This is a genomic window from Lysobacter sp. SCRH-1R, from assembly GCF_057747855.1.
This window is the reverse complement of sequence record NZ_CM173227.1, coordinates 3970624-3984869: the sequence shown is the minus strand read 5'-3', so window position 1 is coordinate 3984869 and position 14246 is coordinate 3970624. Positions and strand designations below refer to the sequence as shown.

Sequence of the window (14246 nt, the reverse complement as noted above, 5' to 3'; positions counted from 1 at the left end):
GGCGCGTCGCCGACCGCGCGACGCTAGCAATGACGGGTTGAATGCTGGCTGTCGGGATGACGCGTGGCGTGCCTTCCCGCGCCTTCAGCGGCCCAGCATCCTGCTGATGCGCCCGGCGATCCAGCGCTCGGCGAAACCGTCCAGCTTCGCGCTTTCGAGGAAGCCGCAATGGCCGCCCCACGGCGAGATCTCCAGCAGCGCGCCGGCCGGCAGCTGCAGCTTGCGGAAGGCGTCGATCGGAATGACCGGGTCGTCCTCGGCCATGAGGATGCTCGCCGGCACCTGCAATGCGGCCAGGCGATCACCGGCGATCGAATAACCGTCGAAATAGCGCTCCAGCGTGCCGAAATCCGTGTGGCGTTCGACCATCCACTGGGTCAGCGGGCGCATGCGCAGGCCGAGCACCTGGTCGTCGAAGGCGTGCGTCTGCGGGAACAACGCGCGCTTGCGCGCCAGCGATCCGCGCCACTTGCGCTCGAAGTACCACAGGTAGACCGGCAGCCCCTGCTCCATCGAATCCATCGTGCGCGCCGGATCCAGCACCGGGCACACCGCGGCCACGTGCGCGAGGCGCAGGCCCGCGGTCGGCGCGCGCAGCGCCAGGCGCAGGGCGAAGTTGCCGCCGAGCGAGTAGCCGGCCACGGCCATCGGGCGGTCGGGATACAGCTGCGCGACCTGCACCGCCGCGCGCACCACTTCGTCGATGCGGTTGGAGTGGAACAGGCCTTCGTTGAGGTGGTGCGTGTCGCCGTGGTCGCGGAAGTTGAGGCGGAACACCTCGAAGCCTTCGCGCAGCAGCTCCACCGCGGTCAGGCGCATGTAGCTGGAATCCACGCTGCCTTCCCAGCCGTGCAGCAGCAGGACCAGCCCGCGCGAGGCCTTTTCGGGAAGGGCGGTGTGCACGCCCTGCAGGCGCACGCCGTCGCCGGCGTCGACGGTGTGCAGGGTGCTGACCGCGTCGAGCTGCGCGAGGCTGCGCTCGCCATGGCGACGGCGCAGCGGACTGGAGCCCAGCACCGACTGCACGTGCGCGTTGCGCAGCCAGCGCGGCGGACGGTAGTCGGACGCGTTCAGCATGCCGGAAGCCATGGCGCCTCGGATCGCATTACTGCCTTACACCTGCCAACGTGAAGTTCAGCTCTTCATGGCCTCGACGATCCGCGCCCGCGCGGTTTCGGCGATGCGGCGGCGGCCGTCGGTTTCGCCGGGCAGGATCGGTTCGAGGAAATGCACCTCCGCCAGCCGCGGCGGTTCGCCGAGCAGGCGCAGGAAGTTCGCCAGGAAGCTCTCGCCCGGCTGGAACGCCACCACGTGCTGCGCGTCGCCATGCTCCCCATAGCGCAGCGCGACCGGCTGCACCGGCACGCCGGCTTCGACGGCGGCCAGGAAGATGCGCGCGTGGAACGGGCCGATCTCGCGCCCGCCGCGCGTGCCGCCTTCGGGGAACACGCCGACGCTGCGGCCCTCGCGCAGCCGGTTGAGCATCTCGTGCAGCACGCCGCCGAGCGACTCGGTGCTGCCGCGCGCGTGGAAGATGGTTTCGCCGCGCGAGGCGAGCCAGCCCACGACCGGCCAGCTGGCGATCTCGCGCTTGGCGACGAAGCCCATCATGCGCTGGCTGTGCAGGGTTTCGATGTCGATCCAGCTGACGTGGTTGGCGACGAACATCGCCGCGCCCGGCAGCGGCGTGCCGACGCGGCGCAGGCGGAAGCCGAAGATCCACATCAGGCCGGCCGACCAGGCGCGGATCGCGCGGTGCTCCAGCGGCTCGTCGCCGACGCGGACGTTTCCGGTCAGCGGCGTGGTCGTCAGCAGGGTCAGGGGCAGGTCGACGAACACGTGCCACAGCAGCAGCGGCACGCGGATCAGATAACGGAGCGCGCGCGCGGCGGGCGCCGTGGCCGGCGCCGTCGCGCCGGCGTGGGGGGACGGCGCATTCATTGAACGCACGATACCTAAGCCGCGAGGCCGCCACCAGCGCCGCGCACAGGATGCGACGTGCCGTCCAGACAGGTTCCGCAATGCGCGGGCAGGGAGCCGCCGGCGCGATCGACGGCGCGAAGGCTCAGGGCCGCGGAATCACCGCCAGCGTGATCCGCGAGATGCACACCAGGCGCTGGCGTTCGTCCTCGATGCGGATCTCCCACACCTGCGTGCGCCCGCCCACGTGCAGCGGTCGTGCGGTGCCGGTGACGGTGCCCTCGCGCACGCCGCGCAGGTGGTTGGCGTTGATCTCGATGCCGACGCAGGCCTCGTCCTCGCCGACGCAGAGCATGCCGGCGCTGCTGCCGAGCGTCTCGGCCAGCAGCACCGACGCGCCGCCGTGGAGCAGGCCATAGGGCTGCCGGGTGCGTTCGTCGACCGGCATGGTCGCGCGGATGAAATCGTGCCCGACCTGCGTGAACACGATGCCCAGTGGCTCCATCGCGGTGTTGCGCGAGAGCGCGTTCAGCGCGGCGAGGTCGGGCGGGGTGCGGAATGGGGAGCGGGGCGTATCCATCGCCACACCATAGCCGAGCGTCCGGGCAAAAAGGGGCCCGGCAGTCAGTGCGTCGTTACGGAGAGAGTCCGACGCACCGGCTCCGGGCCAGGGGGGAAATGGAGATGACTTCTTACGACGGGGAAGCGATGGGGTTCGGGCATGGTCCTGAGCGGGTGGTGCCGCCCTTGCGGGCGTGTCGGGCGTGCGGCTGGGACACCGCTACCTTGTCGCGATCCTGCTTACGCGCAACGGAAGCGCGGCTGCATCCAGTCCCGGGCGTAGTGGCGGGTGGCGGCGTAGCCGCTGCTGTTGCCGTAGCCCACGCCGAAGTCGCGATCGCGATGGACGTGGCGCACCGGCAGCGGGACGACGACGTTCGCGCGCGGGGCGTTCGGGTTGGTCGGGATGGCAAGGAAGGCGTTCATGGCGGTGTCCTGGAGTCCGGTCTTGCGGGGATCAGGCAAAGCGGAAGCGCGGGGGCGCCCACTCGGTCGTGTAGCGGCGGTTGCTGGCATAGCCACTGCTGGAGCCGTAACCGACGCCGAAATCGCGTTCGCGGTGGTTGCGCGACGGGGCGTTCATCAGGGCCAGCGGGGAAACCGGAACCGACTTGGCGGAGGAAGCGAAAGTGTTCAGGGCGTTCATGGCGGGGTCCTTCGTGGGGTGGGGTAGTGCCTCGGTGTGTTGGTAAAGTACAACACCAGATCTATTCCGCCATGGGCCAGAAGTCACCCCACCGAAGACCTACCTTGGCGAGGCACGGCCGCAGCCGGAACTCGCTGATATAGATGGACATTTCTGGCGTTCCGTTGCCATGACTGATGGCAGGGGGGACCCCGCCGGCCGCGCAGGCGCGCCCGGCGCTCTCTGACCGGGGCGAGAGGGAGGGTGAAAACCGTCACGTTCAGGAAGCTGGCTGCGCGACCGCGGATGGGGGGCGCAGCGGCCAGTGCGCGAAAAGCGCAGGTTCGGCTCCTTCCCCTGCAAGCTGGAGAGGGGGAAACAACCCCTACAAAATCGGCGCCAAGCCCGCCCCGAACGCGGTGAAGATCCGCGTCGTGATTCCCTTCAACCCCACCGCCACTTCCGGGAAATCCCCCACCGGCTGGTAGCACGCGCGGAAATCCGGATCGCTCGGCAGCAGCGGTTGCGGGCATTGCTCGCTGCGCACGAATTCGTAGCTGGTCGCGTAGCGCATCGGCCACAGGTCCAGGATCGGCATCGCCTCGAACATCTTGCCGATCGAGTAATTGAGCCCCGAAAACACCGGCGGCTTGTCGCGGCGCGCGATCACCCACGAATTGGCCGGCGCGATGTCGCGCTTGATGCTCGCCCGCAGCGCCTGGGCGAAGTCGCGGTCCTCGATCACCACCGCGCTCTCGGTGTTGTAGTGATCGCCGCGCGGATCGAAGTTGTGCGTGCCGACCACGCCGATGCGCCCGTCGATCACCATCGACTTGGCATGCAGTCCGATGCGCACGCCCGCGCGCTGCAACGGCACGGGCTGGTTCGCGCGACGCGTGCTGTAGCGCAGCGCGGTGTATTCGCGCGAAAGCGCGCGCTGGTACTGCGCACGCTCGACGCTGCTGCGGCGGTCGTAGCGGTCGCGCAGTTCGCGATGGACCTTGCCCCGATCGACCGGCGTGACGTCCTGTGCCTCGTCGTCGGGCCGGGCCGAAGACGACGCCGCGGTGCCTCCGCTTTCGCCGGTCAGCGCGCGGCTGGGCGAGATCGAACCCGGGTCGGCATCGGAACCGTTGTCGGGCGCGTTCCCGTCGGGAAACAGGTCCGGCAGTGCGCCGGTCGCCGCGATGTCGATCGGCGCGTCCGTCGGGAAGGGCTTGTACTCGAAGATGTTGAAGCCGAACTCGCGCAGGTAGCGGCGCTTGTACTTGTACGACAGCGCGTAGGCGATGAACGCGTCCGTCGCCGCCAGGCTGTTGGTGGAGATGATGATCTTCGGGCGCTGCTCGAACGGGCGCTGGTGCAGCTGCCGGAACAGGTCCTGCGCCGCATCGGACAGCACCAGGTACGGCGTCTGCAGGACGACTTCCTCCTGCGCCGATTCGATCAGCCCGCGCAGCGAACCGGAGGCCACCGCCTGCTGGTCGGCGTCTTCGGCGTGGTGTTTCTCCGGCGTGTCGGAGATGTAGCGCACCTCGCCCACGCGCATCGCCCGCGAAGCCAGGCGTTCCTCGACGAGCGCGCGATCGCCCGCGTCGCGCAGCATCGCCTTCGCGCGCTCCGGGCGCTCGAACTGCGCCGGCGGCAGCGCCGGGACGCCCTGGGCGAGCAGCCGCGCGCCGACGTCGTTGAGCCGCTCCACCGGCACGCTGCGGCGATCGTTCCAGAACAGCGCGAAGTCATCGCGCATCACCCGCGCCACGGGACCGGCGACGAGCAGGTCGCGGTCGCGGAAGTTGTACTCGTCGTCCCAGTCGTAATAGTCGTCCTGGTAATTGCGCCCGCCGGTGATGCCGACCGCGCCGTCCACCAGCAGCAGCTTGGTGTGCATGCGCTGGTTGAGCTTGCGCCAGCAGCACGCCGCCGCGAGCGCGTACTGCGGGTAGGTGATCTGCGCGCGATCCAGCACCGGGCTGTACAGCTTCAGCTCGAAATTCGCGTGCGCGCCGGCCAGTGCGGCCAGCGTGTCGACGTGCTTGAGCGCGGAAAGCTGGTCGATCAGCACGCGCACGCGCACGCCGCGGCGCGCGGCGGCGAGCAGTTCGTCGAGCACGAGCCGCCCGGCGTCGTCCTCGTCGAAGATGTAGGTCTGCAGGTCGATGGCGGTGGTCGCGCTGCGGATCAGGTTCACGCGCGCGAGCAGCGCGTCCGGGCCGCGGTCGAGGATCAGCGCGTAATGCGCCGGCGCTTCGGGCGTGGATTCGGCCAGCGCCCGCGTGGCCAGTTCGCGCAGCGGCGAGCGCTGGGCGCAGGCGTCCAGGCGGGTGCAATCGACCTGCGTCGAACGCGCCTGCACCACCATCGCCGTCGCGTGGTCGCGCTGCGTGTGCGACAGCGAGGCGCAAGCGCCCAGCGCCAGCGACAGCACGGCCACGCCCAACCGCACGATCGCTCTCACGGCGCGGCCTCCACCAGGCGCACGCGCAGCATGAAGCGGACGCGGTCGACGAGCGCGAAGCGCCAGCCGTCCAGGCCGTAGTCGTCGCGGCTGATGCTGCCGCTGGCGACCACGTCGCAATCCCGGCCGGGCGCGTCGCAGTCGGCGCGGTTGATGGTGAACGTCTCCATCCGGGTCATGCCGTGCATCGACAGCCGGCCGCGCATGCGCCCGCCGGTACGGATGAGGGAATCGGGGTGCGGTTCGGAGACGAATTCAATGGTCGGGAAACGCTGTGCATCGAAGAAACTCGGGCCGCGCGCGAGCGCGGTGTAACGATCGGAACCGGCGACGATCACCCCGTCGGTGCGCAGCACGATGCGTACGCGACGGCGGCCGTCGGCGAGGGTGGTCACTTCGCCTTCGTACTGCGGGAAGACCCCCGACACCCGCTGCCCCCAGCGGGTGCGCAGCTCGAAGCCGAAGCGGGTGAAGTGCGGATCGAAGGACCGGGAGGAGACGGCAGGGGTCGTGCCTTCGACGGCGACCGGCTCCTGCGCCCATGCCGGCCAGAGGGCCAGCAGGGACAGCAGCGCGATGCAGGACAGGCGCGGCGGGCGTTCCCTCACGGCCACCAGAAGGCGCTGAGCTGCGCCGAGCCGGGCTCCAGGCCGGCGTCCGCAGGCACCGTCAGGACCGCGATCCCCGCCGGCGGCATGCCGCGGTAATCGCCGGACTGCCCGCTGTGCAGCAGTGCCGCCAGGCGCTCCAGCCCGGGATTGTGGCCGACCAGCATCAGCCGTTCGGCTTCGCCGTGCGCGTCGGCCAGCGAGATCAGCGTGCCCGGCGTGGCTTCGTAGATCGACGGCTCGATGCGCTGGTCGACGTAGCCGATCGCCGCCAATACCGCTTCGAGCGTCTCGCGCGTGCGGCGCGAGGGCGAGCACAGGATGCAGTCCGGGATCAGCTTGTTCTCGGCGAGCCAGCGACCGGCGGCCTCGGCTTCGGCCAGTCCTTCGGCCGAGAGCGGGCGGTCGAGGTCGGCCTGTCCGTTGCCGGCGGGTTCCGCGTGGGCGTGTCGTAGCAGGATCAGTTCACGCATGCGCGGGCGGCTCCGGTTCGGCGAGGACAGGCGGGTTCATGGCCGCCATTATCACGTAACGACGTGATGGCTCAGGCTTTCCTGAGCCATTTGAGCAAGGGCTGCCAATCGTCCTGGTGTTCGCGCACCTGTGCGGAGTGGTAGTCGAACAGGCTCTTCCCCAGCCCGGTGAGCACCACGTAGGCCTGGCTGTCGCGCAGCTGCGCGACCACCGGATAAGGCCACGCCGCGAGCAGGTCGAGCGCCTGCTGCGAGGCGTTGGTCCACGGCTTGAGCTTGTTGCCCACCAGCCCGACCCGCAGCTGGCCCTTGCGCACGCGCGGGTGCTTCGCGAGCGAATCCAGGAAAGGCACCGTCGCCTCGATGTCCAGCGCGGACGGCTGCACCGGCACGACCACGGCGTCGGCGTCCTCGAGGAAGGCGTCGAGGTCGTCGGCCATCGCGCCGGCGGCGGCGTCGATCACCAGTCGCTGGGTGTCGTCGGGCAACTGTTTGCGCCACGCCTTGCGGCGGGTGCCGTCGAGCGGCAGCACCGCGCTCTCCAGCCCCGCCCGGCGCTGCGCCCAGCGGGTGGAGGATTCCTGCGGATCGGCATCGACCAGCGCGGTGCGCAGGCCTTCGAGCGCCGATTGCGCGGCGAGGTGCGTGGCGATCGTGGTCTTGCCCACGCCGCCCTTGGAACTGGCCACCAGCACGGTCTTCATGCGGACTCCCCTCTGGATGGAAGCCGCAGCGTACACGGGGCCGGGCGACGGAACCATGCGCCGGACGCCCGCCCGGGCCGGGCGAAGGGCGCGTCACCCGGTAGGCGAACTCCGCGATGGAGCGTAAGCCTCACCCGCCCAGCACCCTCGCAAGCGCGGCCGACCACAGCGGCAAGGTCGCCAGCGACAGCAGCAGCCCGTAGCCCACCATCGCCGCCGCCAGCCGCGGCGCCAGTCCGTGGGCGATGGCGAGCGCGCCGGCGGTCACCATCGAGGGCATGGCCGCCTCCAGCACCGTCACCCGGGCCATCGGTCCCTCCAGTCCGAGCAGGGGCACCAGCAGCAACGCGATCGCCGGCATCATCGCGAGCTTCAGCACCAGCCCCATCGCCAGCGGCTTGAGTTCGTCGCGCGGCAGCGCCAGGCGCACGGACAGGCCGATGGTCAGCATCGCCAGCGGCAGCAGGGCGTCGGACAGCCGCTGCAATCCGCCGTCGAGCCACGCCGGCGGATCGGCCGGCATCACCGTGAAGCCCGCGACCAGCGCCCATAGCGGCGGGAACTTCGCCACGCGCAGCGCCATCTCGCGCGGCGACGGCGAATGCTCGCCGCCGTAGCGCGCCAGCGCCCACAGGCCGAACGTCGACAGGATCAGGAACGTGCCGAACTGGTCGTACACCACCGCATAGGGCAGCGCGTGGTCGCCCACCAGCGCGCGCGTCAGCGGATAGCCGAGGAAGCTGGTGTTGCCGAGCGCGACGGTGAGCATCAGCACCGCGGTCTCGTCGCGCCGGAACTTCAACCAGCGCGACAGCCCCGCCACCGCCACCACGGTCGCGCCCAGCAGCAGCCACGGCACCGCGATCACGCCCAGCAGCGAGACCTCCAGATGCAGTCGCGGCACGTAGCGCAACACCGCCGCCGGCAGGCAGACGTAGAGCACGACGAGGTTCAGCGTCTGCGCCGCATCGCCGGGCAGCACGCGCAGGCGCTGGAACAGATAGCCCAGCGCGAGCATCGTCAGGACGAGGGCGAATGCGTCGAAGGCCATGGAGCGCTTCCCAGGCGAAGGCACTATCGTCACCGCTGCGACGCACCGCCTCAAGCTCGACCAATGGCCATGCCATCCGCAAGGCCGATCGAGGCCGTGACCTCCGGGCCACGCGCGGCGCGCGCGCTGGCGTGAACATGCGGCGAGTTTCCACCGAGCGCCCGCCATGGCCCGCGTGTTCCCCCGTGTCCTCGCCACCGCGCTCGCGGCCTGCCAGTGCCTGCCGGGCGTGGCGCCGGCGTTCGAGAATCCAGCGCCATCGCGTCCCATCGCACAGGACGGCTACTTCCAGACGATCGCGCGCGTCGACGACGGCCTGTGGCTGATCGCGCAGCCGCAGCCGTTCCACATCCAGCCCATCGGCAACGTCGTGGTGATCGAACAATCCGACGGCGTCGTGCTCATCGACGGTGGCGGTTCGCCCGGCGCGGGACGGCGCATCGTCGATCTCGTGCGCTCGGTGACCGGCAAACCGGTGAAGACCATCGCGATCACGCACTGGCACGGCGACCACGTGCTCGGCGTGGCGTCGATCGTGCAGGCGTGGCCGACGGCGGAAATCATCGCCACCGACGTCACCGCCGCGCATCTTCGCGGCCGTTCGATGAAGGCCTACCCGAAAGGCGCGCCGGACGCCGCGCTGCAGGCCGCATTCGACCAGCGCCTCGACGGGGCGGAAACCTCGCTCCGCGACGCGCTCGCCAAACCGGATCTGTCGACGCGCGAGCGCGAAGGTTTCCAGGCATCGCAGCGGTTGCTCGCGCAGTACCGCGAGGACACGCGCAATCTCGTGCTGGCGCTGCCGACGCGCACCTTCGTGGAGTCGCTGAAGCTCGACGACGCGACGCATCCGGTCGAACTGCGCCATCCCGGTCGCGGCAACACCGACGGCGACCTGATCGCGTGGCTCCCGCGCCAGCGCGTGATGGCGACGGGCGATCTGCTGGTCGCGCCGGTGCCGTTCGGATTCAACGCGTATCCCGCCCAGTGGCAGGCCTCGCTGCGCGCGATGCAGGCGCAACGTCCGTCAATGTGGCTGCCGGGCCACGGCGCACCGATGCGCGACGATGCCTACGTCGGGCGCGTCATCGAACTCATCCAGCACACGCGCGACGCCGTCGCGCCGCTGGCGAAGCAGGGCGTCGGCGCCGATGCGGCGAAGAAGCGCGTCGACCTGTCCGCCGATCGCGCGCGCTTCGCCGGCGACGACGACTGGCTCAAGCGCTGGTTCGATCGCTACTGGACGCAGCCGTTCGTCGATGCGGCGTATCGCGAGGCGAAGGGCGAGCCGATCGAGCAGGGCGAAGGCTGATCACACCGCCGCGAGATCGAACGAGATGCTGATGCGCTCGCCACTGCCGGTGTACGGCAGCGTGCGGTGGAACAGGTACGAGGGGAACAGCAGCAGCGTGCCGACTTTCGGGCACAGGTGCCGCAGCGCGGCGTCGGGTGGCTGCGGAAGGCTCGCGAACGGGCGGCCGAACTCGATCCAGCCCGCGTGCGTGTCGTCGTCGTCATGGATCGCCGGCGGCAATTCCACGTAATACGCGCCGGAAAGCCACGAATCCTCGTGGATGTGGGTGTCGATGAAGCCGCGTTCGGCGGCCTGCGTCGCCCACACGTGCATGCGGTAACGGGCCGGCAGATTGCGCAGGAACACATCGTTCGCCAGCGCATCCCCGCCGAGCGAACCGTCGCCCGCACGCGCCGCGCGACAGCGTTCGATGAACGCGTCGATCGCCTCGCGCAGGCGTTGCTCGAAGCCGGTGATCGCGGGCGTGCGGTCGGCGAGCAGGTCGCCGCTCAGGTACGCATTGCGTGCCGCGAGCCCGGCCGGCTCCCAGCGCTGCTGGCTGTGGCGACGGATGTCGTCCGCGAGCGCGACGTGGAATTCGTGCGCGTCAGTGAAACCGTCGGGCACGGGCAATGCGAACGCATGCACGTGCCGATGCAGCCCCAGCCACTGCGCCGCGCGCGCGGCATCGTCCTGCGCGACGGCCACGCCGAGGTGCGCGATCGCGCGCTGGTCGTCGGGCGCGTGGCGAAGCGCGTCGGCGAGTTCGTCGCGCGCTGCCTCGAGCCGCCCGTCGTGCAGCAGCGCGATGCCGTGCTGGCGGTGCAGCGTCGGCGATTCCACGCCGGTCGCCAGCGCGTTCGCGTAGACCGACACCGCTTCGCCCGTATTGCCGTTGAGCTGGAGCTGCTCGCCGAGCGTGTCGATCGCGTCGATGTCGTGCGGCGCGAGTTCGAGCGCGCGCCGCGCATGCGCTTCGGCGCCCGCCGGGTCGCCAAGCTTGCGCGAGAGGATCGCCGCGTTGCGATGCGCTTCGCCCAGCGAGGGATCCAGTTGCAGCGCGCGCAACGCATGGTGCAGGCCTTCCTGCAGCGACGCGCGATCGAACAGGTTGGACTGCAGCGCGGCCAGTGCCTGGTGTGCGTTCGCATCGTCCGGGCGCAGGCGCAGCGCGTTGCGCGCGGCGGCGATCGCGGCGACGTAGTCCTGTCGCTTGCCGAGCGCGGCGGCGAGGTTGTTCCAGGCTTCGGTCCAGTCGGGTTTCAACCGTGCAGCCGTTTCGAAACCGGCTGCCGCCTGCGCGTGATCGCCGGCATGGAAGGCCGCCGTGCCGTAACGGAACGCGGCGCGCGGCTCCTGCGGCAGGCGTTGCATCGCCAGTTGCAGCGATGCGAGCGCGGCTTCGATCTCGCCCGCATGCAGCTGCATCGTGCCCAGATCGAGCGCGGTCGCGCCGTCGTCCGGACGCAGCGCGAGCGCGCGTTGCAGGGCCGTGCGCGCGTCGGCCGCTTCACCGAGCGCCTGCAACGCCATCGCGTACATGCGCCATGCATCGAAGGAATGCGGCGCGCGTTGCAGCGCCGCTTCGCAATCGGACCGCGCGGGCGCCGGCTGCCCCTGCTGCAACGCGGCCCATGCGCGGCGCAGCAGCGGGACGACGTCGGCGTCGGCGCCGTTCATCAGTAGCCCGCGGCCTGGCCGTCCTTGCGCGATTCGCTGGCGCCGATGTAGCCGCCGTTCGGGTTCACCATGATCGCCTGGTAGCCGCCGTACGGGCCGTCGGCGAAGCGCACGCTGTGGCCCTTGCGCATCAGCGCGCGCACGGTTTCGTAGGGGAATCCGGATTCCAGGTCGAGCTCGCCGCCGTCGCTCATCGCAGTGGCCTGTCCGGCCGGATCGGTGCTGCCGTCGTGCTGGATGCGCGGCGCGTCGCCGGCTTCCTGCAGGTTCATGCCGAAATCGACCAGGTTCATGATGATCTGCGCGTGGCCCTGCGGCTGCATCGCCCCGCCCATCACGCCGAAGCTCAGCCACGGCTTGCCGTCCTTCGTCGCGAAGGCGGGAATGATGGTGTGGAACGGCCGCTTGCCGGGCGCGTAGGAATTCGGGTGGCCGTCCCTGAGCACGAACTGCTCGCCGCGATCCTGGAAGATGAAGCCCAGGCCCGGAGGCGCCATGCCGCTGCCCATGCCGCGGTAGTTCGACTGGATGAGCGAGACCATCATGCCGTCCGCATCGGCGACCGTGAGATAGATCGTGTCGCCTTCGTTGAGCTGCGGGATCACGCCGGGCTCGACCGCGCTGGCGGCCTTGTCCATCGAGATCAGCTTGCCGCGCTCGCGCGCATACGGCTTGGAAAGCAGCTTCGCGGTCGGGGTTTTGTAGAAGTCCGGGTCCGCATACGACGCGGCGCGGTCGGCGAAGGCGAGCTTCTTCGCTTCGGCGAACAGGTGCACGTGCTCGGGGCTGCCGAAGCCGTAGGACTTGAGGTCGTAGGGTTCGAGCAGGTTGAGGATCTGCAGCGCGGCGATGCCCTGGCCGTTGGGCGGCAGCTCCCACACGTCGACGCCGCGGTAGTTCGTGCTGACCGGCTCGACCCATTCGCCGTGGTGCGCGGCGAGGTCGTCGTAGCTGAGGAAGCCGCCGTTCGCCTTGAAATACGCGTCGATCGTGCGCGCGATGTCGCCCTTGTAGAACGCGTCACGACCACCGCTGGCGATCTTCTCCAGCGTGTTGGCGAGGTTGGGGTTCTTCCACATCTCGCCGGTGCGCGGGGCGCGCCGCTTGCCGTTCGCGTCCGCGACGGTGAACTGCTCCGCGTAGCCCGGCCACTTCGACAGCGCCGGCACGCTGCGGTCCCAGTAATACGCGATGACCTCGTGCACCGGATGGCCTTCGCGCGCGTAGCGGATGGCCGGCGCGAGGTCGTGCGCGATCGGCTTGCGGCCGAAGCGTTCGTGCAGCGCGAACCATGCGTCGACCGTGCCCGGCACGGTGACCGGCAGCGGGCCGTGCGGCGGGACGTCCTTCAGGCCGCGGCGCTGGAACTCGGCCAGCGTCAGCGACTTCGGCGAGCGGCCGGAGCCGTTGTAGCCGTGGAGCTTCTTCGACTTCGGATCCCAGACGATGGCGAACAGATCGCCACCGATGCCATTGCCCGTGGGCTCCATCAGGCCGAGCGCGGCGTTGGCGGCGATGGCCGCATCGACCGCGCTGCCGCCGGACTTCATCACGTCCAGCGCGATCTGCGTGGCGAGCGGGTGCGAGGTGGCGGCGATCGCATGCGGGGCGTAGACCTCGCTGCGGGTGGCGAAGGGCTTGCCGGTGATGCGGTCGGCGCACATGGCGGTGATGGGCAGGCTGAGCAGGGCGGTGGCGAACAGCAGGCGCATGAGGTGCGTGGATCCCCGGTGTGAGGGTGCATCCTAGCGCGATGGGGCGTGCGGGATCGGCTGGTTCCGCAGTACGCAGGCGTGCGTGGTTGGGGCACGCCGTGGGGTTTCATCCCCCGATGGCCGCGGGGTTGGGAAGGCATGACGTACACGGCCTGCGTAGCCCGGGTAAGGCCGCAGGCCGCACCCGGGGCAGCGTCACCGGAGACGCAACACCCGGGTGCAATTCGCTTGCCCGGGCTGCAGGAACGGCAACCGCATCACCGCACGGCATGCCCCGAGCCCTGTCCCGGTGGGAGAGGAGTAGACCATCCCATCCGAAGAGGGAATGGCAGCCGGATCGCTTACGGCCAGCTGGGCGGATTCGCCGCCCACGCAGCCTGTACTTCCGCCAGCGTCGAACGCTCCGCATCGCGCCACTCCGGCAGCAGGCGCGCGAACTGCGCGGTGCTGTTCCACTGCTGCGGTTCGCTGCGCACGGCGGCGGCGTACCACTGCACGGCTTCCTCCTTGCGGCCGAGCGACCACAACGACAGCGCCAGCGTCGGCGGCATCCACGAGGCGGTCACCGAACGCGCTTCGACCAGCGTGCGCCACTGCGCGAAGGCGGCTTCGAAATCGCCGGTGCGATACAGGTCCCAGCCGTAGTTCCAGACCACGGAACGCCACAGCGCATCGCTGCGGTCGATCGCGCCCAGCGCGCGTTCGTACAGCTGCTTGCCGAGGTCGGTGCGGCCGGCGTCCATCGCCATGTGCGCGAGCTGCGCGACCTCGCCCTTCGCGCGCGGATTGCGTTCGATCGCCTTGACCAGTTTCTCGGTCGCGGCGTCGCCGGATTCGCGTACGACGACCACCGGCTTGACGGTGTTCGCGTCCGCGTCGAAATAGAACTCCGACGGACGCGGCAGGCTTTGCGCCGACACGGCGCCGGAGACGGCCAGCAAGGCCGTCGCGAGAAGAGTGCGACTGAGCATCTGTGAATCCCCCTGTGCAACGCAGCAATCCTAACCCGTACCTGGGCGGAATCGCGGCGTCGTGACGTCCCATTCCGGGTTATCGACGGGGTCGCGGCAAGCTGGAGGGCCGGTTCGGCAAGGCGGGGCGGCGCCGTGGCCGCCCCGCTCCGAACCCCGCAGGGGATCAAACGGGACCCGATGGCA

Annotated in this window: 14 protein-coding genes; 1 reads left to right on the top strand and 13 read right to left on the bottom strand. The window is 70.0% G+C overall.

The features are described from left to right. Window positions 1-84: 84 nt before the first annotated feature. From AC3ANK_RS18185 to AC3ANK_RS18140, 10 genes are all read right to left on the bottom strand, one after another. Window positions 85-1089: a YheT family hydrolase gene (locus AC3ANK_RS18185; RefSeq protein ID WP_484171661.1), complete on the bottom strand. Its 1005-nt coding sequence runs from the start codon at window positions 1087-1089 to the stop codon at window positions 85-87. A 45-nt stretch (window positions 1090-1134) separates the two neighbouring features. Next, window positions 1135-1941 (bottom strand): lysophospholipid acyltransferase family protein, encoded by an 807-nt coding sequence (locus AC3ANK_RS18180; RefSeq protein ID WP_484171660.1) that lies wholly within the window; start codon window positions 1939-1941, stop codon window positions 1135-1137. A gap of 124 nt (window positions 1942-2065) precedes the next feature. After that, window positions 2066-2500: a hotdog fold thioesterase gene (locus tag AC3ANK_RS18175; RefSeq protein WP_206862022.1), complete on the bottom strand. Its 435-nt coding sequence runs from the start codon at window positions 2498-2500 to the stop codon at window positions 2066-2068. Window positions 2501-2721: 221 nt separating this feature from the next. Further along, window positions 2722-2907, bottom strand: a complete 186-nt coding sequence (locus AC3ANK_RS18170; protein ID WP_206862023.1) for a hypothetical protein — start codon at window positions 2905-2907, stop codon at window positions 2722-2724. 31 nt (window positions 2908-2938) lie between these two features. Beyond that, entirely contained in the window at window positions 2939-3127 is a 189-nt protein-coding gene (locus tag AC3ANK_RS18165) for a hypothetical protein (RefSeq protein WP_206862024.1), read from the bottom strand. 364 nt (window positions 3128-3491) lie between these two features. Further along, the gene (locus AC3ANK_RS18160; RefSeq protein WP_425492597.1) at window positions 3492-5564 is read right to left on the bottom strand and encodes a phospholipase D family protein; all 2073 of its coding nucleotides are present in this window, start codon (window positions 5562-5564) and stop codon (window positions 3492-3494) included. Further along, window positions 5561-6172, bottom strand: coding sequence for a YceI family protein (locus AC3ANK_RS18155; RefSeq protein ID WP_484171659.1), 612 nt, complete (start codon window positions 6170-6172; stop codon window positions 5561-5563). The genes AC3ANK_RS18160 and AC3ANK_RS18155 overlap by 4 nt, the downstream gene beginning before the upstream one ends. Beyond that, on the bottom strand, window positions 6169-6645 hold the full coding sequence (locus tag AC3ANK_RS18150) for a SixA phosphatase family protein (protein ID WP_206862026.1): 477 nt from the start codon (window positions 6643-6645) through the stop codon (window positions 6169-6171). The genes AC3ANK_RS18155 and AC3ANK_RS18150 overlap by 4 nt, the downstream gene beginning before the upstream one ends. 71 nt (window positions 6646-6716) lie before the next feature. Continuing rightward, window positions 6717-7349 (bottom strand): ParA family protein, encoded by a 633-nt coding sequence (locus tag AC3ANK_RS18145; protein WP_206862027.1) that lies wholly within the window; start codon window positions 7347-7349, stop codon window positions 6717-6719. Window positions 7350-7479: 130 nt separating this feature from the next. Then, the gene (locus tag AC3ANK_RS18140) at window positions 7480-8400 is read right to left on the bottom strand and encodes an AEC family transporter (RefSeq protein ID WP_484171658.1); all 921 of its coding nucleotides are present in this window, start codon (window positions 8398-8400) and stop codon (window positions 7480-7482) included. Window positions 8401-8566: 166 nt separating this feature from the next. Between AC3ANK_RS18140 and AC3ANK_RS18135 the strand changes: the two genes are divergently transcribed. Beyond that, window positions 8567-9712 (top strand): MBL fold metallo-hydrolase, encoded by a 1146-nt coding sequence (locus tag AC3ANK_RS18135; protein ID WP_484171657.1) that lies wholly within the window; start codon window positions 8567-8569, stop codon window positions 9710-9712. Here AC3ANK_RS18135 and AC3ANK_RS18130 read toward each other — a convergent pair whose 3' ends face one another. From AC3ANK_RS18130 to AC3ANK_RS18120, 3 genes are all read right to left on the bottom strand, one after another. Continuing rightward, window positions 9713-11374 carry a putative 2OG-Fe(II) oxygenase gene (locus AC3ANK_RS18130; RefSeq protein ID WP_484171656.1) on the bottom strand — a complete coding sequence of 554 codons (1662 nt, stop codon included), beginning with the start codon at window positions 11372-11374 and terminating at the stop codon, window positions 9713-9715. Next, window positions 11374-13086 (bottom strand): gamma-glutamyltransferase, encoded by a 1713-nt coding sequence (gene ggt / locus AC3ANK_RS18125; protein WP_484171655.1) that lies wholly within the window; start codon window positions 13084-13086, stop codon window positions 11374-11376. The genes AC3ANK_RS18130 and ggt overlap by 1 nt, the downstream gene beginning before the upstream one ends. A 344-nt stretch (window positions 13087-13430) precedes the next feature. Continuing rightward, window positions 13431-14060, bottom strand: a complete 630-nt coding sequence (locus AC3ANK_RS18120) for a tetratricopeptide repeat protein (protein ID WP_206862031.1) — start codon at window positions 14058-14060, stop codon at window positions 13431-13433. Window positions 14061-14246: the final 186 nt, after the last annotated feature.

Excerpts from the sequence above, each read along its gene's own strand:
- AC3ANK_RS18140 (WP_484171658.1), bottom strand. The coding sequence starts at position 8,400 with ATGGCCTTCGACGCATTCGCCCTCGTCCTGACGATGCTCGCGCTGGGC.
- AC3ANK_RS18165 (WP_206862024.1), bottom strand. The coding sequence starts at position 3,127 with ATGAACGCCCTGAACACTTTCGCTTCCTCCGCCAAGTCGGTTCCGGTT.
- AC3ANK_RS18170 (WP_206862023.1), bottom strand. The coding sequence starts at position 2,907 with ATGAACGCCTTCCTTGCCATCCCGACCAACCCGAACGCCCCGCGCGCG.
- AC3ANK_RS18150 (WP_206862026.1), bottom strand. The coding sequence starts at position 6,645 with ATGCGTGAACTGATCCTGCTACGACACGCCCACGCGGAACCCGCCGGC.
- AC3ANK_RS18185 (WP_484171661.1), bottom strand. The coding sequence starts at position 1,089 with ATGGCTTCCGGCATGCTGAACGCGTCCGACTACCGTCCGCCGCGCTGG.
- AC3ANK_RS18175 (WP_206862022.1), bottom strand. The coding sequence starts at position 2,500 with ATGGATACGCCCCGCTCCCCATTCCGCACCCCGCCCGACCTCGCCGCG.
- AC3ANK_RS18120 (WP_206862031.1), bottom strand. The coding sequence starts at position 14,060 with ATGCTCAGTCGCACTCTTCTCGCGACGGCCTTGCTGGCCGTCTCCGGC.
- AC3ANK_RS18130 (WP_484171656.1), bottom strand. The coding sequence starts at position 11,374 with ATGAACGGCGCCGACGCCGACGTCGTCCCGCTGCTGCGCCGCGCATGG.
- AC3ANK_RS18135 (WP_484171657.1), top strand. The coding sequence starts at position 8,567 with ATGGCCCGCGTGTTCCCCCGTGTCCTCGCCACCGCGCTCGCGGCCTGC.
- AC3ANK_RS18145 (WP_206862027.1), bottom strand. The coding sequence starts at position 7,349 with ATGAAGACCGTGCTGGTGGCCAGTTCCAAGGGCGGCGTGGGCAAGACC.
- ggt (WP_484171655.1), bottom strand. The coding sequence starts at position 13,086 with ATGCGCCTGCTGTTCGCCACCGCCCTGCTCAGCCTGCCCATCACCGCC.
- AC3ANK_RS18180 (WP_484171660.1), bottom strand. The coding sequence starts at position 1,941 with ATGAATGCGCCGTCCCCCCACGCCGGCGCGACGGCGCCGGCCACGGCG.